The sequence below is a fragment of the Enterobacter hormaechei subsp. hoffmannii genome (genome assembly GCF_001729745.1).
Lineage (GTDB): Bacteria > Pseudomonadota > Gammaproteobacteria > Enterobacterales > Enterobacteriaceae > Enterobacter > Enterobacter intestinihominis.
The window spans coordinates 565,070-583,232 of record NZ_CP017186.1; the positions used below are offsets into that span (position 1 = coordinate 565,070).

General features: G+C 59.1%; 15 protein-coding genes. 11 read left to right on the forward strand and 4 right to left on the reverse strand.

Annotation, left to right across the window (positions count from 1 at the left end; genetic code table 11):
• Positions 1-7: 7 nt before the first annotated feature.
• A complete protein-coding gene (locus BFV65_RS02670) occupies positions 8-5,593 on the forward strand; it encodes a trifunctional serine/threonine-protein kinase/ATP-binding protein/sensor histidine kinase (RefSeq protein ID WP_069596208.1) in 5,586 nt (1,861 codons plus the stop codon).
• A 3-nt stretch (positions 5,594-5,596) separates the two neighbouring features.
• Here the strand turns inward: BFV65_RS02670 and BFV65_RS02675 are convergent, their stop codons facing one another.
• The gene (locus BFV65_RS02675) at positions 5,597-6,214 is read right to left on the reverse strand and encodes a response regulator transcription factor (protein WP_022646926.1); all 618 of its coding nucleotides are present in this window, start codon (positions 6,212-6,214) and stop codon (positions 5,597-5,599) included.
• Between the two features lie 318 nt (positions 6,215-6,532).
• Between BFV65_RS02675 and BFV65_RS02680 the strand changes: the two genes are divergently transcribed.
• Together BFV65_RS02680 and BFV65_RS02685 are read left to right on the forward strand one after the other, a co-directional pair.
• A complete protein-coding gene (locus tag BFV65_RS02680) occupies positions 6,533-7,138 on the forward strand; it encodes an ATP-dependent Clp protease proteolytic subunit (protein WP_022646928.1) in 606 nt (201 codons plus the stop codon).
• Positions 7,139-7,272: 134 nt separating this feature from the next.
• Complete coding sequence (locus BFV65_RS02685) at positions 7,273-8,394, forward strand: ribosomal protein uL16 3-hydroxylase (protein ID WP_045307858.1); 1,122 nt, start codon at positions 7,273-7,275, stop codon at positions 8,392-8,394.
• A 38-nt stretch (positions 8,395-8,432) separates the two neighbouring features.
• On the opposite strand, the gene BFV65_RS02690 is transcribed toward BFV65_RS02685, so the two are convergent.
• A complete protein-coding gene (locus BFV65_RS02690; RefSeq protein ID WP_010427252.1) occupies positions 8,433-8,618 on the reverse strand; it encodes a hypothetical protein in 186 nt (61 codons plus the stop codon).
• A gap of 221 nt (positions 8,619-8,839) precedes the next feature.
• On the opposite strand from BFV65_RS02690, the gene BFV65_RS02695 reads away from it, so the two are divergent.
• The 3 genes from BFV65_RS02695 to foxA all read left to right on the forward strand — a co-directional run bounded on the left by BFV65_RS02695 (position 8,840) and on the right by foxA (position 12,395).
• Positions 8,840-9,073, forward strand: a complete 234-nt coding sequence (locus BFV65_RS02695; RefSeq protein ID WP_003863067.1) for a DUF2171 domain-containing protein — start codon at positions 8,840-8,842, stop codon at positions 9,071-9,073.
• 138 nt (positions 9,074-9,211) lie between these two features.
• Positions 9,212-10,165, forward strand: a complete 954-nt coding sequence (locus BFV65_RS02700; protein WP_063148089.1) for a helix-turn-helix domain-containing protein — start codon at positions 9,212-9,214, stop codon at positions 10,163-10,165.
• Between the two features lie 121 nt (positions 10,166-10,286).
• Positions 10,287-12,395, forward strand: a complete 2,109-nt coding sequence (gene foxA, locus BFV65_RS02705; RefSeq protein ID WP_157886699.1) for a ferrioxamine B receptor FoxA — start codon at positions 10,287-10,289, stop codon at positions 12,393-12,395.
• A 102-nt stretch (positions 12,396-12,497) separates the two neighbouring features.
• Here the strand turns inward: foxA and BFV65_RS02710 are convergent, their stop codons facing one another.
• A complete protein-coding gene (locus BFV65_RS02710; protein WP_022646932.1) occupies positions 12,498-13,913 on the reverse strand; it encodes an aminotransferase-like domain-containing protein in 1,416 nt (471 codons plus the stop codon).
• A 176-nt stretch (positions 13,914-14,089) separates the two neighbouring features.
• Between BFV65_RS02710 and BFV65_RS02715 the strand changes: the two genes are divergently transcribed.
• Positions 14,090-14,251: a DUF1127 domain-containing protein gene (locus BFV65_RS02715; RefSeq protein WP_003863073.1), complete on the forward strand. Its 162-nt coding sequence runs from the start codon at positions 14,090-14,092 to the stop codon at positions 14,249-14,251.
• An 85-nt stretch (positions 14,252-14,336) separates the two neighbouring features.
• Here BFV65_RS02715 and pdxR read toward each other — a convergent pair whose 3' ends face one another.
• A complete protein-coding gene (gene pdxR, locus BFV65_RS02720; protein WP_069596210.1) occupies positions 14,337-15,725 on the reverse strand; it encodes a MocR-like pyridoxine biosynthesis transcription factor PdxR in 1,389 nt (462 codons plus the stop codon).
• A 101-nt stretch (positions 15,726-15,826) separates the two neighbouring features.
• On the opposite strand from pdxR, the gene BFV65_RS02725 reads away from it, so the two are divergent.
• The 4 genes from BFV65_RS02725 to BFV65_RS02740 all read left to right on the forward strand — a co-directional run bounded on the left by BFV65_RS02725 (position 15,827) and on the right by BFV65_RS02740 (position 17,931).
• Positions 15,827-16,306: a carboxymuconolactone decarboxylase family protein gene (locus tag BFV65_RS02725; protein WP_022646934.1), complete on the forward strand. Its 480-nt coding sequence runs from the start codon at positions 15,827-15,829 to the stop codon at positions 16,304-16,306.
• A gap of 243 nt (positions 16,307-16,549) precedes the next feature.
• Positions 16,550-16,873 (forward strand): antibiotic biosynthesis monooxygenase family protein, encoded by a 324-nt coding sequence (locus BFV65_RS02730; protein WP_038415232.1) that lies wholly within the window; start codon positions 16,550-16,552, stop codon positions 16,871-16,873.
• Positions 16,866-17,261 carry an amino acid-binding ACT protein gene (locus tag BFV65_RS02735; RefSeq protein WP_022646936.1) on the forward strand — a complete coding sequence of 132 codons (396 nt, stop codon included), beginning with the start codon at positions 16,866-16,868 and terminating at the stop codon, positions 17,259-17,261. Before BFV65_RS02730 ends, BFV65_RS02735 begins: the two co-directional genes overlap by 8 nt.
• The gene (locus tag BFV65_RS02740) at positions 17,236-17,931 is read left to right on the forward strand and encodes an ArsR/SmtB family transcription factor (RefSeq protein ID WP_069596211.1); all 696 of its coding nucleotides are present in this window, start codon (positions 17,236-17,238) and stop codon (positions 17,929-17,931) included. The genes BFV65_RS02735 and BFV65_RS02740 overlap by 26 nt, the downstream gene beginning before the upstream one ends.
• The last annotated feature ends 232 nt before the right edge of the window (positions 17,932-18,163 follow it).

The following is an 18,163-nucleotide window of genomic DNA, read 5'->3' on the forward strand; positions in this document are numbered from 1 at the left end:
ATCGCGGATGAACGAACAAACGTCGCCTGCATTTTGGCCCGCCCGGGGAAGTCTCCATGAAGGGCGGGCTTTTGTTCTGAAAGAGGATGTTATTTTTACCGTGCTGGCGCAGGAGGGCGGCATCTCCTGGATGAACGGGCGGCATCCCCAGTCCGGCGGTTCGTTTATTATTGCCACCGCGGTCAGTGATGAAGAAGAGGAGCGGGCAACGCGGCTGCTTAAAAACGAGTTTGCCCTGCGCGATCGACTTCACGACGGCTGGGCTATCCGGCCCGTCGCTTCAACCCAGTACCGCGGACGTTTTGCGCTGGTCTACGCGCCGTTCTGCTTTGAACTGCTGGCGTGCCGGGCAGGTAAGGCGATTTCCGGGATCGCCCGCTTTATCGAGATGGCGATCCGCATCTGCGGTCCCCTGCGCCAGATGCATCTGCACAACCTGATCCACGGCGATATCAAACCCTGGTCGATCTTCGTTCATCACGACGCCACCAGCCGTCTGTGCAGCTTTGGTCTTTCCTGCGCCACCTCCGACGCATTCTCCCAGTCCCGGCTTGCCGCGTCTGGCGGCACGCCCGCCTACATGTCACCGGAACACACCACGCGTACCCGGCGCGCCGTCGACAGCCGGAGCGATCTCTACAGTCTGGGTATCGTGCTTTATGAACTTCTGACCGGGCGATTGCCGTTTGAACTGAGCGCTGATGACCAGACTAACTGGGCGCATTACCACATTGCCTCCGAGCCGCTTGCGCCGGGCCGGGTGCGTCCGGACGTACCCGGCATGCTCTCGACCATTATCCTTAAGCTGCTGGAGAAGAATCCGGAGAATCGCTATCAGACCGTCGACGGGCTGATTGCCGACCTCAGGCGCTGCCAGGCGACGCTGACCGCCGAAGGTGAGATCGTCGACTTTATTCCCGGCCAGCAGGATCGCTCTCCGGCGATCCATCTTGCCGATTCGCTTTTCTCTGCGCATCCGCAGGCCAGCGATGTCATCGCCGCGTTTGAGCGGGTCAGCCAGAGCGGTGCGCCGGAACTGGTGACGATTGGCGGTCCGTCGGGGATCGGCAAATCTTCCGTGATCGCCACCACCCTGAAATCGCTGCAACAGCGCAAGGTGCTGCTGGCGGTGGGCAAGGTCGATCAATACTCTCCCACGCTGCCCTACGGCGTGCTGAGTTCGGCGTTTCGGACGCTCACGCTGCACCTGCTCGGGCTGCCAGCCGGGGAGGTGGCGACGTGGAAAATCCGCCTGTCGCGCGCGCTGGAAGGCTTCGAGGAGCTGGCTGTAAGCCTGGTGCCGGAGCTGAATTTATTTCTTGAGAACAAACCGCGTTTCTCTGCGGATACATTTTCCATCGACGCGCGGGCGCGCTTCAGCCATATGGTGCTGGCGCTGGTGAAAACCTTCGCCACCCAGGGCGCGCCGCTGGTGCTGCTGCTGGATGATGTGCAGTGGATCGACGCCGCCAGCCTGCAAACGCTCGATCACCTGCTGCGCGCCTGCGGCGCCATCCCGCTGCTGGTGGTGGTGGCGCACCGCGATCTCAGTTCGCTTTCTGATCCCAGCTTGCAGACCACGCTGGCGAGCCTGCCGGAGGCGGCGCAGCATGCCATGACGATCGTGCCGCAGCCGCTGTCGGTGAAGGCCGTGGCACGCTGGCTCGGGGGGATTTTTCATGCCCGCAGTACCGGCACCTCCGATCTTGCCACGCTGATCCATGAAAAAACCGGCGGCAACCCGCTGTTCGTTCAGGAATTTTTCCGCCGCATCGTCGATGACGGACTGGTGGTGCACAACAAATATCAGGGGAAATGGCATTACGATCTCCAGGCCATCCGCGCCCGGCATTACACCGAGAACGTGGTGACGCTGGTGCTTGAACAGCTCAAAGAGATGCCCGACGAGACGCGCCGCCTGCTGGGCAGCATCGCCTGCCTCGGCTGCACGGGCGAGCTGGAGATGCTGTGCCGCGTGGTGGGGCAGTCGGCGGCGGAAATCCGCTACGCCCTTCATCCGGCGGTTACCGCTCAGCTGATAGTGCTGACGGAGAAAGAGTACGCTTTTACCCACGATCGGGTGCAGGAAGCCGCCTTTGCCCTGCTGGATGAGGGCGAGAAAAGCCATCTGCACCTGACCACCGCCAGCCTGCTGGCGGATGCCGCGCGGCAGACGGCGGGTAACGAACTGCTGTTCCGCGCGGTTCACCACGTCAGCGCCGCGCTGGACTGCATCCAGCCTGCGCCGCAGCGCCAGAGATTCCGTGAGCTGAGCCTCCAGGCCGCGCGGCGTGCGAAGCGTACCGGCGATTACCTTTCCGCCTTAAGTTACATCCAGACCGCCAGAGCGCTGGGGAACGCGGGTCCGGTCTCGGACTTTATGCTGGATATCGAAGAGGCGGGCTGTGAGTTCGCGCTCGGGCACCTGGAGCGCACGCGCGCGCTGTGCGATACGATCCTCGGCTCACCGGGCGGGCTGACGGAGAAAGCGCTGGCCGCTAACCTGCTGGCGGAAGTCTATATGCGGCAGTCGGAGATCCGCCTGGCGCTGGAGGCGTCGTTATGCTGGCTGGGCGTGTTCGGGATCCAGATCAGCCGCTACCCGGAAAATGCCGAATGTGACGAGGCCTGGCAGCAGTTCTGTCAACGCACCGCCGACGCGCCGCAGAACCCGTTTACTCAGCTTAAGCTGATGGAGAGCGCGGAGACCGAAGCGGTAATGAACCTGCTTTACAGCGCCAGTATTTTCGCCAGCTTTACCTGCCCGCGCCTGCACTTTTTACTCCTGTGCCGGATGATGCACCTCACGCTCGATCGCGGCATAACCGGCGCATCCACCACGGCGATGGCCTGGTTTGGCGTGCTGATTGGCCACCGCTACGCCGAATACCGTCTCGGGTTTGAGTACGGCACGCTGGCCCGTGAGCTGGTGAACCGCCACGGCTATGATGCCTATGAAGCTAAAACTCTGCTGCCGCTCGACCAGCTCAGTGTCTGGACCCAGCCGCTGTCGTACACTATCGAGTGCGCCAAGGCCTGCTTTACCTCGGCGGTGACCCACGGCGACATGACGATGGCCTGCTTCGCGGCCTGTCACCAGATCATTAACTTCCTCTCCCGGGGCGATCATCTGGACGGCGTGTTGACCAGCATCGATCGCGGTCTGGCCTTTGTGCGTAAAACGGATTATCAGGACATTGAAACCGTTCTGCACATTCAGCGCCGCTACGTGGAGTTTTTACGCACGCCGGTGACGGGCACATGGAGCGCCGCCCAGGCGCTGCCTGACGATCTGCTGCCCGCACCGCCGGAGCAGGCGCCCGAGCAGACCTCGACCATGCTGTTCTGGTACTGGCTCTATCGCGGGATGGCGCACTTTACCTGCGGCGAATACGCCGACGCGCAGGCGGATTTAGAGAGGGCGGGCTGGTATGCGTGGTCCGCGCCGGGCCATATCCATCTGCTGGATTACCATTTTTACAGCGCGCTGGCGCTCTCCCGCCAGCTCACGCCGGAGACCTTCTCGGCGGATTATCGCCGCAGTATTCATCACCATTACGACAAAATTGCCCTCTGGGCGCGGATCAATCCGGGCACGTTTGCCGATAAAGAGGCGCTGATTTATGCCGAAATCGTCCGTCTGGACGGCATGAACAGCATCGCGCTGGAGCAGTATGAAAAGGCGGTGCGGCTCTCGCGGGAGGGCGGGTTTAACCCGATCAATGCCCTGGCCCACGAGCTGGCAGGGCGTTTCTCGCTGGCCTGCGGCTACCCGACCGCCTCCGACGCCCATTTCCGCGGTTCGATTGCCGCCTGGAGCCGCGCCGGGGCGCAGGCCAAGGTGCGTCAGCTGGAGCAGGATTTTCCGCATCTGCTGGCCTCCGGGCAGAGCCGCGCGTACGACACCGTGGCATTTGCCCAGAACGAGGTGATCCGCGATTTACAGAGCGTCATCAAAGCCTCACGCGCCTTGTCCGAAGAAATCAACCTCGAGCGTTTAATTGAAAACCTGATGACGCTGCTGCTTGAACGGGCCGGGGCGCAGCGTGGCCTGCTGCTTCGCGTCAGCGATAATCACATCCCGGAGATCGAAGCCAGCGCCTGGACCAGCACCGACGGGGTGCGGGTTCGCATCCTGAAAGAGACACCGATGGCGACGGACATGCCGCTGTCGGTGCTGGCCGCGGTGATCCGCACCGGGCAGGAGATCCGCACCGGCAAACCGGAGGAATTTCACCCGTTCAGCCAGGATCCTTATCTGGTGACGTCCGGCGCCGCCGTGATGTGTGTCCCGATGTTCAAACAGGCGCGACTGGTGGGGGTGCTGTATCTGGAAAACCGCCTGATGCCGGAAGTGTTTACCGCCGAACATTCGCGCGTGGTCAGCCTGCTGGGCGCGCAGGCGGCGGTTTCGTTGGAGACGGCGAGGCTCTACGCCGAGCTGCTGGCGGAAAACATCCACCGCCGACGGGTGGAGAAAGAGCTGCGCGCCAGCCAGACCTCGCTGATGCTGGGTGAGCAGATCAGCCATACCGGCAGCTGGCGCTGGGAGCTGGTGCAGGATCTGATGTTTATGTCCGAAGAGTACGCCCGTATTCTTGGCCTGCCGGAGCAGCAAAAGATGATCTCAATGGCGGAGTTTTTGACCTTCGTGCATGAGGATGATTATGGCCGGATCGGTAACCTCGTTAATCAGAGCGTGCGTGACGGGCTGTCGATGCGCGCGGAGTTTCGCATTATCCGCACCGACGGCTCCGTTCGCTACATCCTCGGGATTGGCGATCCGGTGGGCGTGGGCAGCGAGGTGAATGAGTATTACGGCATCATTACCGACATCACCAGCCAGCGGGCGGCGGAAGATGCGATGCGGGTGGCGCAAGCGGATCTGGCGCGAGTCTCACGGGCCACCACCGTCGGGCAACTCACCTCCTCGATCGCGCACGAGATCAACCAGCCGCTGATGTCGATTGTCTCGAACGCCGGCGCGAGCCTGCGCTGGCTCAACCGCGATCCGGCGCGGCTGGACAAAGTGCGCGAGGGGCTGGAGGAGATCGCCGCCGAGGGCGAGCGGGCAGGGGAGATCATCCGCAGCATTCAATCTCTGACGCGCAAACAGGACCCCACGTTCACGCGAATCGATCTGCACTTCCTGATCCACCACATCATTATGCTCTCCCGCAGCGAACTTGAGCTGCGACACATAAGCGTTGATTATCTCCTGAACGCTGGCGACAGCTTTATCATCGGCGACAGCGTGCAGATCCAGCAGGTGCTGCTTAACCTGGTGATGAATGCGATGGAAGCGATGGCGGAAGTGACGGATCGCCCGTGCAGCATCACGATCGCCACCGCGAACTGCGCCGAAGGGAAGGTGATCTTTGAGATCGCCGATACCGGCAGCGGCATTGAGCCGGAGCTCACCGAGCGGATCTTTGACTCGTTCTATTCGACCAAAGCGCAGGGAATGGGGATGGGGCTGACCATCAGCGCCAGCATCATTGAACGGCACCGGGGAAAACTGAGCGCGCGCCGCAGAGAGCCGTACGGCACGGTGTTTACCTTCGCGTTGCCGCTTGCCGGACAGGAGGCGTAACGGTTATTCCGCTGGCTGATGTTTTGTCAGGCGCTCGACGGCCCTGACCAGCTCGGCCACGGAGCGGACCTGCATTTTCTCCATCACCCGGCGGCGGTGTACTTTCACCGTAATCTCACTGACGCCCAACTCGGCGGCGATCTGCTTGTTGAGCTTGCCGCTGATGGCAAGCTCAAGCACTTCATGTTCGCGCGGCGTGAGGGACATGTGGCGCTGTTTCAGGGCGTAGTGCTCTTTGACGCGGGCGGCGTTGTGCTGTGCCAGCCTGAGCGCGGATTCGATAGAGCCAATGAGGGCGCTGGATTCAACGGGTTTAGTGAGAAATTCGTAGGCCCCGCCTTTGATCGCCCGGACGGACATAGGGATGGTGCCGTGACCGGTGAGAAAAATGATCGGTATTTCTCGCCCGTTGGCTTTCAGCGCATCTGCGACATCAAACCCGGTGATCGTGGGCATTTGCATATCGAGGATCACGCAGGAGGGCAGATCCTCAAAGGGATGGCTGAGAAAGGCTTCTGCTGAGGAAAAGCCAAGGGCGTGTATATCCGCTGATTCCAGCAGCCCAACAACGGACTGCCTGACTGCGTCATCGTCATCAACCACATAAACAATGTGTTCCATTCACCGCCCCGGTGTGATCAGTAAACCATCGAGAATAAAATGCGCCTTTTTGAACGTAAGCGACTGTTTGCTATCCTCATTCATACTAACACATTAATAATTATTATCATTCGGCAATATGAAGATGATATGAAAGTGTAATAAAAATGTGGCGAATTGGTTAGGATCGGAACGCTGTTTTTAGAGACCTTTCCTGCTGCGAAGCCAGAGCGTGACACAGGCGATATTCATCCTGAGCCACGATGTTTTGTGTGAGGACGCCGACGGGTAAAACAGGCTACACTCTGATTTTGAGCGCGACAAGCTGAGGACATAACGATGCACTACACACTGAAAAGCAGTGACGATAAAGAAAAAGCGGAAGGAACAAGCGGCGCGGGCGCTCTACAGCAAAAACTGCTGGAATCCCGTTCGATTGTCATCTCCGGTGAGATCAACCAGGAACTGGCCCAGAAAGTCATCACTCAGATGATCCTGCTGCAAAGCGTCAGCAACGATCCGATCAAGCTGTACATCAACAGCCAGGGCGGCCACGTGGAAGCGGGCGACACCATCCACGACTTCATTAAGTTTATCCGACCGGAAGTGCACGTCATTGGCACCGGCTGGGTGGCAAGCGCCGGGATCACCATCTTCCTGGCGGCGAAAAAAGAGCACCGCTACTCGCTGCCGAATACCCGCTTTATGATCCACCAGCCGCTGGGCGGCGTGCGCGGTCAGGCAACGGATATCGAAATCGAAGCGCGCGAGATTATCCGCATGCTGGAACGCGTAAACAAACTGATTGCTGACGCCACCGGCCAGCCGCTGGAGAAAGTGAAGAAGGACACCGACCGTAACTTCTGGATGTCACCGGCGGAAGCGCTGGACTACGGCATCGTGGGCAAACTGATCACCCATTATGACGAGCTGAACCTGGATTAAGTTTTAGCCCGCGCGTGCGTCGGGTGACGGCTTCGCCTTACCCGACCTACGCGCGCTCGATTGACCCATGACAAGTTCCCCCCTGGCTGTCTCTTCTATAATCGCGCCTGTCTCCCCTCTCACTGGTGCTAACCATGGCGTATCAACTGAACCTCGACTGGCCGGAATTTCTTGAGAAATACTGGCAAAAACAACCCGTTGTGCTGAAAAATGCCTTCCCGAATTTTGTCGACCCCATTACCCCTGATGAACTGGCGGGTCTGGCGATGGAGCCGGAAGTCGATAGCCGCCTGGTAAGCCATGCTAACGGCAAGTGGCAGGCGAGCAATGGCCCGTTTGAGCATTTCGATAACCTCGGTGAAACCGGCTGGTCTCTGCTGGCGCAGGCGGTGAACCACTGGCATATGCCCGCCGCAGAGCTGGTGCGTCCGTTCCGCGTCCTGCCGGACTGGCGTCTCGATGACCTGATGATCTCCTTCTCCGTCCCGGGCGGCGGCGTTGGGCCGCATATCGATCAGTACGATGTGTTTATTATTCAGGGGATGGGCAGCCGTCGCTGGCGCGTGGGTGACAAGCTGCCGATGCGTCAGTTCTGTCCGCATCCGGCCCTGCTGCACGTCGATCCGTTTGAGCCGATCATTGACGAAGATCTGGCCCCGGGCGATATCCTCTATATTCCGCCTGGATTCCCGCATGACGGCTTCACCCATGAAACCGCGCTCAACTACTCTGTCGGTTTCCGCGGGCCGAACGGTCGCGATCTGATTAGCAGCTTTGCCGATTACGCGCTGGAAAACGATCTGGGTGGCGAGCACTACAGCGATCCGGATCTGACCTGCCGCGAACACCCGGGCCGCGTGGAGCAGTACGAGCTCGATCGCATTCGCCAGATGATGATCGACATGATTAGCAAGCCGGATGATTTTACAAAATGGTTCGGCAGCTTCGTCTCCACGCCGCGTCACGAGCTGGATATTGCCGCCGCCGAGCCGCCGTATTCCGCAGACGAGGTGCTCGACGCGCTGCAAGGGGGCGAAACGCTTTCACGCCTGAGCGGGCTGCGCGTGCTGAACGTCAACGGCAGCTTCTTTATCAACAGCGAACAGCTGGAGACGGCGGATGTGAACGGGGCGGACGCGCTGTCCCGCTACACCCAGCTCGGCCAGGCCGAGCTGGGCGATGCGCTGAATAATCCGGCGTTTGTGGAAGAGTTGACCGGATTGATTAACCAGGGATACTGGTACTTCGACGAGTAACAGACAGCGGCGTTTAGTCAGACTAAACGCCGCTACGTTCAAACCAGCATATTACAGGCCTTCCAGTAGTTCAGAAGCCGCTCATCGTCGCGCTCTTTTTCCGCTTTGATTTTCATCGCCTGGGCGAGATTTTCTCGCGATACCTCATGGCCTTTTTGCACGATGTCTAAGACCGCTTCACCAAGAGCCAGCGAAATTTCTGTCCGATTGTTGCGAATCGTCATAAATACCTCCTCGTTGGTTGCGATACTTTAATTATGAACGGAAAATAATCAGTCGCTAATAATTCATCTCATTCTTATTTTTTTTCAATTCGGCGCTAAATAGACATAATATTCGGTTCTGTCAATGATGTTTCAAAATGCTAATACGCATTTCAGGTCCGAATTTATGCGCTACAGTTAATTTCGTGCAACAGGCAAATAACCGAAACAGGAGAATTAATATGGTAGATAAAAGCGCAATTAAGGATCACACTCAGGTTGTCGCCAGCTGCGGAACGCATGTCGGGGTTGTGGACCATCTTGATGGTGAGCGTATCAAGCTTGCAAAGAGCGACCCGGAATCAGGCGGCAAGCACCACTTTATTCCTCTCGGCTGGGTCGATAAGGTCGAAGATAATAAAGTTGTCCTGACCAAAAACCATAAAGAGGTTTTTGCTGAGTGGCAGGAAGCATAAATATATTTCTCGTAAAGAAATATACGCCTTCGCTCCGGCTTTGTCCGGAGCGTAATAGTGTCTGCGCCCGGTGATTGCTGCCATGGCAAATGAATGGTACTGTTTTGCCTGTCCTTTCCCCGATGCAGGTTCCGAATTATGCTCCAGAGTGAAAATACATCAGCGAAGCGCATATTTTTTGTTGAGGATTTTCAAATATTCGGCGAGCGCTACGGCATCGACTACCGTTTCCCGCAGCTAAAAGATGAGCAGGTCAGCGGCAGCCCCGTGTTGCAGGGGAATGTTGAAGAGATGACGCTCTCGTCCGGCATTTCACTGACCCATTCCGACGTACGTGTATTACAGCCCTATGAAACCACCTCTCGCCACAGCAGCCCGCTTTATATGCTGGTGGTGCTGGAAGGGTGCGTGACGCTCACGCTCAATGGTATCGATTATCCCGTCCGCCCGGGCATGGCGTTCAGCTCGCGTCTGAGTGAAGATCAGGTGATGAGCGCGCGTCACGATGCTGACAGCACGCTGAAAACGCTCTCGTTTGGCGTGTACCCGCACGATGCCGGACGTGAAGCCCTGCTTGAGTCGCTGCTGCTGGAATGGCAAAGCCTGAATACCCCCGCGTTTGTCTGGCACGTTCCCGAGTTTGTGATGTCAGGCATTCAGCATGCACAGCGGCAGGGGGGAAGCGTGCTCTCGCGTAAGCTGTTGCTGGAGGGGCTCATGTACCAGCTGCTCGGCCACGGCCTGAACCAGTGCCAGCTGCCCTGTCCGAGCCGCCCTGAGCATGCGCGTCTGGAACGCGTCCGGTGCCTGCTGGAACAGTCTCCTGAACGTGACCATACACTCGCGCAGCTGGCAGCCCTTGCTGCCATGAGCCCAAGCAGCCTGCGCAGCAAGTTCCGTCAACGCTACGGCTGCACACTCTTCGATTATCTCCGCGACTGTCGCCTTGCGCTGGCGCGTCGCTATCTGCTGGAAGGCCACAGCGTACAGCAGGCGGCGTGGATGTGCGGGTATCAGCATGCCACCAACTTCGCCACCGCATTTCGTCGTCATTACGGGATTTCACCGGGTGACGTGCGCAAATTCCGCTAACGTAATTTTGTCCATCGCGCGAACGTATCCCGTGCGGTTTAGCATCGCGCATACATAACCTGGCGGCGCGCATAGCTGTTTGCACCCTCAAAAAGGTAATAATTCTTATTAACAATAAGAAATATCTCTGGAGAGGGTTATGTTTGCTAAATCGCGTCTGGCACTGCTGGTGGGATGGGTTACCGGTAGCGTCGCTTTTCCTTTACTGGCGCAGGATGCCCAAAAAACTGACACCGTGGTGGTGACCTCGCAGATGCAGTCTGCGGCCACCAAGCTTGAAACGCCGGATATTGAAACCCCGCAATCGGTCTCTATCGTCACCCGCGAGCAGTTCGAAGAGCAGGGCGCAACCAGCGTGCGTCAGGCCGTGAGCTACACGCCGGGGGTCTACAGCAACCAGATTGGGGCATCAAACCGCTTCGACTACATGGTGCTGCGCGGCTTCTCGGACGGCAGCCTGGACAACGTCTACCTCGACGGCCTGAAGATGATGGGCGACACCAATTCCCACAGCTCGCTGGTGGTTGATCCGTGGTTCCTGGACAGTATCGAAGTCGTGCGCGGCCCGGCCTCCGTGCTGTACGGTCGCTCATCGCCGGGCGGCATCGTGGCGCTCACCTCCCGTAAGCCATCGTTCGATCCGGGCGGGGAGATCAAGCTCTTCGCCGGTAACAATAACCAGCGCGGGGCGATGTTCGACGTCACCGGCCCGGTTGATGATAACGACCGCGTGGCGGTGCGCCTCAGCGGGATGACCCGCTATGCCGATTCCCAGTTCGATCCGCTCAAAGAAGAGCGTTACGCGCTGATGCCGAGCCTGACCTGGCGTATCACCGATAATACCCGTCTGGATCTGATGGCCTACCTGCACCGCGATCCGGAAGGCGGCAGCCACTCCGGCCTGCCGTATGAGGGCACCGTCGTGCCGCACAGCGGTAAGAAAATCTCCAACACCTTTTTTGAAGGTGAAGACGATTACGACAAGTACGATCGTCGGGAAAACATGGTCGGTTATAACATCGAGCACTTGTTTGACAGCGGCTGGGCCGTGCGTCAGAAGCTGCGCTACCTGCACACCAAAGTCGAGCTGAACCAGGTGTATGCCGCAGGCTGGCTGAACGACACCGAGCTGAACCGCGGCTATTCCGGCTCCGATGAGAAGATGAACGCCATCACCCTGGATAACCAGGTCGACGGCAGCTTCGATACCGGCGAGGTGAACCACCGCGTGCTGATCGGCATGGACTACCAGGACCGCACCAACAACGTCATCGGCTACTACGGCGGCTTCCCGCCGATTGACGCTTTCCATCCTGCTTATGGCGCGAAGCCGGACTACATCACCCAGTACAGCAGGGAAAAGCATAAGCTGCGCCAGACCGGCTACTACCTGCAGGATCAGATGTCCATTGACCGCTGGCGCCTCACGCTGGGTGGGCGTTACGACCAGGTGAGCGTGTCGAACGTCGACAACTTCAACCATACCCGCAGCGATCTGGATAAAAACAACTTCAGCAGCCGCGCGGCGCTGCTGTATCTGTTTGATAACGGCGTCGCGCCGTACGTCAGTTACTCCACCGCCTTTACGCCGACCAGCTTTGCCGACGAGCAGGGGAATATCCTGGATCCGATGAAGGGCAAGCAGTGGGAAGCGGGCGTGAAGTATGAGCCGGAGGGGATGAACAGCCAGTTCAGCGCCTCGGTGTTCCGCATCAACCAGAAGAACATTGCCACTAAAGAGGAGCCGACCGATCCGTACCGTTCCATCGGTGAAATCGAATCCGAAGGCGTTGAGCTGGAGGCGATTGGACAGCTGACCGACAGCCTGCGCATGCAGGCGGCCTACACCTATACGGATATTCGCTACAAGAAGAGCAGCCCGGAAGAGGAGGGCAAGCGCGCCGTCTATGCCCCGCGTAACATGGCCAGCGCCTGGCTGAGCTACGACGTCAAAAGCGGCCCGCTGGACGGCCTGACCGTCGGCTCCGGCGTGCGCTATGTCAACGGGATCGCCAGCGATCGTCAGAACACCCATACGCTACCGTCATACACCCTGGTGGATATGGTCGTGGGGTATGACCTGTCGAAAGTGGGGCTCACGGGCGTGAGCGCGCAGTTGAACGTCAATAACCTGACGGACAAAAGCTACGTTGCGGCGTGTAACTCGCTCTCTTACTGCTACTTCGGTGCAGAGCGCAGCATTGTCGGCAGCGTTTCGTGGACGTTCTGAGTCGTTAGCCAATGCCCGGTGGCGCTGCGCTTACCGGGCCTACGGGATCGGTTTTCACCCTCTCCCTGTGGGAGAGGGCCGGGGTGAGGGCAACAGGCCGCACTACCCCTCCATCGCAATCACAATCGCCTCACCCATCTTTTTCAACGCCTCGCGATGTTTATCCGTCGGCGGCAGCGCCACGTTGATCCGCAGACAGTTGCGGTACTTACCGGAGGCGGAAAACAGCGACCCGGCCGCAGCCTGGATTTTGAGACGGCACAGCTGCTTGCTGACGCACACCATGTCGACCGTCTCCGGCAGCTCGACCCACAGCAGGAAGCTGCCCTGCGGGCGGGTAACGCATATCTCTGCCGGAAAATACTGCCGCACCCAGCAGGTGTAGGTCTCCATATTCTGCTGATAAATCTGGCGCATGCGCCGCACGTGGCGATGGTAATGGCCGTCGCGAATAAACGCCGCCACCGCCATCTGCGTGCCCGGTACGTTAAACCCGCCCGCGGCGTATTTCATGTGCATCACCCGGTCGTAATAGCGCCCCGGCACAATCCAGCCGACGCGCAGCCCGGGCGCCACGGTTTTGGTAAAGGAGCTGCAGAGGATCACGCGGCCATCAATGTCCATCGAGTGAATGGTGCGCGGGCGCGGGTACTCTGCGGCCAGCTCGCCGTAGATATCATCCTCCACAATCACAATATCGTGCCGCTGGGCGAGCGCCAGCACCTGCTTTTTACGCGCTTCCGGCATGATAAACCCGAGCGGGTTATTGCAGTTGGGGACCAGGATCACCGCTTTGATCGGCCACTGCTCCAGCGCCAGCTCTAACGCCTCGATGCTGATCCCGGTCTCGGGATCGGTAGGTATTTCAATCGCCTTGATGTCGAATCCGCGCAGCATCTGCATGGTGCCGTGAAACGACGGCGACTCGACCGCCACGATGTCCCCCGGCTTGCACACCGAGAGCAGGGCGATCGACAGCGCGCCGTGGCAGCCGTTGGTGATCACAATCTCGTTTGCCGCCACGGTGGAGCCGCCGTCCAGCATCAGGCGGGCGATCTGCTCGCGCAGCTCCAGACGACCATCGAGCACGTCATAGCTCAGCATTTCGCCAGGGTTATGCTGCGCAATGCGGCTCATCTCGCGCCACAGCGGCTTCAGGCTCGGCTGGTTGATGTCCGGCGAGCCGCCGCCAAAGGAGATCATCTCTTTGTCGGCGCGGGCGTCCAGCAGCATCATCACCTCATCCCACTGGGTGACGTCCACGGGGCGCTGCACCGGGCGCGTCATCGCCGGTACGGGCGGCTGCGCTTTGCGTTTCGAGACAAAATAACCGGAGCGCGGCTGGGGCGTGATCAGCTGGAGATTTTCGAGGATCTGGTAGGCCTGCTGTATGGTGCTGATACTCACGCCGTGTTCCTGGCTCAGCGTGCGTACCGACGGCAGACGTTCGCCGCTGCGATACAGCCCTTGTTCGATACGTTCTGCCAGTAGGTTGGCCAGATGTTGATAGCGCGTCATGCTGTATCCTTTGTTTTCACCATACAGATTATTAAACCAGTACAGATTGGTGGGTAAAACGCCATGCAGATACCGTTTTAGCGGATCTGTATGGTAAACAAAAGCAGTTTTTGAATCTGTATTGTACTGGCCGTTTTCCATGATGATAACCCCACTGGCACAGCGAGGAGAGCATCATGGAATTCTACGAGAATCGTTCAAAACGTCCGTTTATCGCGTTTGTCTGGGTAGCGAAAACGCTGCGTAACTGGTATCGCATCAACCGTACCCGCCGCATTCTGAGCCAGATGAGCGACGAGCAGCTCAAGGACGTTGGGTTATCGCGATATGATGTGTAAGCATAGGGTTGCCCGGTGGCGCTACGCTTACCGGGCCTACAGGAGACCGTAGGCCGGGTAAGGCGCAGCCGCCACCCGGCGGTTTTCAACTCAACAGCGCAAGCGTCTGCCGTTTCGGCCTTTCCAGCAGCTCAACCGCCTCCTGATATGACCGCACGTTGTTATAGCCCATCACCAGCCCGTAGCGTTTGCCCGACCCGCGATACCACTCCGAAAGCGCATTAACCTGTAGTTGCTGTTCCTGCCAGCAGCGGGCGATCTCCCGGTCAGCGCTTCCCTTTGCGAGGAACGCGACAATATGCATTCCACCGTCGTTTTGCTCGGTGAAGAACAGATCACCATAGACCTCACCCAGGGCGGCAATCATCCAGTCGCGGCGGATCTGATACAGGGCGCGCATCTTTTTCAGATGACGAAAAAAATGCCCTTCGTTGAGAAATGCGGTGAGGATTTTTTGCGTCAGCACCGGCTGGCCGCTGGTGGTAATGTCCGCGCAGTCGGTAAAGGCCCCGACGGTGCTGGCGGGCATCACCACGTAGCCCATGCGCAGTGAAGGCATGATGGTTTTGCTGAAGGTGCCCATAAAGATCACCCTGTCATGCTGGTCGAGGCTTTTCATCGACGGCAGCACTTTGCGGGTGTAGTGAAATTCCCCGTCGTAATCGTCTTCGATAATCCACGCCTCGTTTTGTGACGCCCAGTCGAGCAGCTGCTGCTTGCGCGGCAGTGAGAGCGTCACCGCCAGCGGGCTCTGATGCGACGGGGTCACGATGGCAAAACGCGCGTCGCGATGATGACGGAGCAGGTAGTCCGTATCGATGCCGCAGCGATCAACCGGCACGGTGTGCAGGCGGGGCACGATCCGCTTGAGCAGCTGCTGGCCCATAAAATAGCCCGGATCCTCAAACACCACCTTGTCGCTGCGGCTGGCAAGCGTGTCGAGGATCAGGCGCAGGCTGCCGCTGTAGCCGCTGGTGATCAGTACCTGTTCGGCGGTGCAGGATAACCCGCGCGAGATATTAAGATAGCGGGCAATCGCCTCGCGCAGCGGATACCAGCCCATCACCGGCGGGTTGAGCATTTCATCCTGACGCATGGCGCGCGTCGCCTGGCCCGCCAGCAGCAGCCATTTTTTATAGGGGAAGCTGTCGAGCGCCGGAATGCCGGGGCGCAGAAAACCGGCCCGTTCGCGCTGGCTAATCAACGACGCCGGCAGCGTGCCGGTCGCTTGTTCTGCGGGGGCGTGTTGCGCGGGCAGCAGAAGATCCGGGTTCACCCGCGTCCCGCGCGCGCCCTGGCTTACCAGATACCCTTCGCCCGTCAGAATGGCATACGCCGTCTCGACGGTTTTTCGCGCGACCTTAAGCTCTTCCGCCAGCACGCGGATGGCAGGCACTTTATCGCCCGGCTTCAGCACGCCACTCGTGATGTTGTCGCGATAGCGGGAATAAATCTCATGATAGCCCGGCTTCATGTCCTACCTCATTTCACGATTTTTGTGTCTTTTTACTATGTCATTAACGGCGTAGATTTGCCTTATCGCATGAAAAAAACGGCACAAAAAGAGGAAAGACAATGAGCACCCGCGTAAACCACCACAAAGCCACACCTGCACTTGCCAACGCGCTTTCTGCCCTGAGCATGGAGGTGGCGAAAACCTCCATCGACCCGGCGCTTAAGCACCTTATCGACATTCGCGTATCGCAGCTGAACGGCTGCACCTTCTGTCTGGATATGCACTCGAAAGAGGCTAAAATCGCCGGTGAGCGCGAGCTGCGCCTGTACCATCTGGCGGCCTGGCGCGAGTCCCCGCTGTTTAGCGCCCGTGAAAAAGCGGCGCTGGCCTTCACCGAAGCGCTGACCCAGATTGGCGTACATGGCGTGAGCGATGCGCTGTACCGCAGCGTGGCGGAGCACTTCTCGGATGTCGAGATTTCAGAGCTGAACTTCGCCATCGTAGCGATCAACGCCTGGAATCGCCTGGGCATTACCTCCCGCATGGAGCCGGGCGCGCTGGATGCGGCTTACGGTCTGAACAAGGCTAACCTAGAATAATTCCGCGCTCGCGGATCATCGCCACCAGCGCCCGTAATCCAGGCGAGTGGGGGATTGGGGCGTTTATGGAGTCGAAGTCGATGGTGGGTTAAACCCTGCCCGGTGGCGCTACGCTTACCGGGCCTACATGAGCCCGTAGGCCGGATAAGCGCAGCGCCATCCGGCAAACACTTCGCTCCATACCGAAGCATTGTGGTTTTTCCTCCTGCATTCTCTCCACACCCTCACTACGGAGAGACACCCATGATCGCAGTCCTTTTTGAAGCCAAAGCGGAGCCTCATCATCAGGCGCGCTATCTGCAGCTTGCCGCTGAACTCAAGCCTTTGCTGGCGGACATCGACGGCTTTATTGATATAGAACGTTTTCAGAGCCTGAGCATCGACGGCAAAATCCTGTCCCTTTCCTGGTGGCGGGATGAAGAGGCCGTCCGCCGCTGGAAGCAGAATGTCTTCCATCAGGCCGCGCAGGCCGAAGGCCGGGAGTCGATTTTTTCTTTCTACCGTATTCGCGTGGCGCAGCTGGTGCGGGAGTACAGCTCCGAAACGGGAGGGCACGCGGATGTATGACGTTCACGTGATTTTTAGCGACAGGCCCGGCGAGCTGGCGCGCTTTGGACAGCTGTTAGGCCGCAACGGCGTGGGGCTGGAGGGGGGCGGCGTTTTCGGTACGGATGCCCATTTCCTGGTGGAGGACGGGGAAAAAGCCCGCCGTGTGCTGCTCGACGCTGGGTTTACCGTGCAGGCGCTGCGAAAGCCGGTGATCAGAAAGCTTAAGCAGGAGCGTCCTGGCGAGCTGGGCGAGATAGCGGCGGCGCTGGCCGCAAAGGGCGTGTCTATCCTGACTCAGTACAGCGACCACGCGAATCACCTTATTCTGCTGACGGATGATGATAAGCTGGCCGCTGAGATCACCACACCCTGGGCGACAAATGTTAAAGACGAGCTTACCCTCTGATAACAGCGCGATGCTGGAAAAGGCCATTGCCGCTGTAGCGGCTGCAATGGCCGATCCGTCGCGCGTGAAGATGCTCTGTGCGCTAATGGACGGGCGGGCGTGGACGGCCACCGAACTGAGTGCGGCGGCAGACGTTGCGCCGTCGACCGCCAGCGGGCATCTCGCCCGGCTGGTTGAAGGGCAGCTAATTACCTGCCTGTCGCAAGGGCGGCATCGTTATTATCGTCTTGCCGGGCACGACGTGGCGGCGCTGGTGGAACAGATGATGGGGCTTTCGTGGAGCCGCATTACCCCGCCGGAAACTACCGCGCCGAAAGCCATGCGTAAAGCCCGGACCTGCTACGACCATCTCGCAGGCGCGGTGGCGGTGCAGATCTACGATTTCATGCAGGCAGCAGGCTGGCTGGAGGTAGACGGTTCAGCGCTCACGCCGTATGGTCGGGAGCAGTTTCTGAAGCTCGGCGTTTCGTTAAGCGCTCATTCGCGCCGAAAAGCGTGCTGCGCCTGCCTGGACTGGAGCGAGCGGCGGTTTCATCTCGGAGGCGAAGCCGGCGCAGCGCTGCTTCTTTATCTGGAAAGCAAAGGGTGGATCCAGCGGGTGGCGGGGTACAGGGAGGTGGTTGTGACGGCTTCAGGACAGGGCGCCATCTCCAGACATTTTAGCCGCTAAACTCCGCTGCGGGCTGTGCCCTCACTCTGCCCCTCTCCCTGTGGGCTGAGGGATCCCCAGTAATTTTTTTATGCAGAAGCAATAAAGTTGCTTTCTAAATGACTGAGGGCTGTCAGCGATGCCCTGGTCCGGCTGTAAATCGCTGAGGCGTTTGCCTTCCGGCCGGGGCGAGGCGCAGGGATGCGCCGAGAGGGCGGCTTTACAGGGACGTTGCCTCCGCCCGTACCCGATA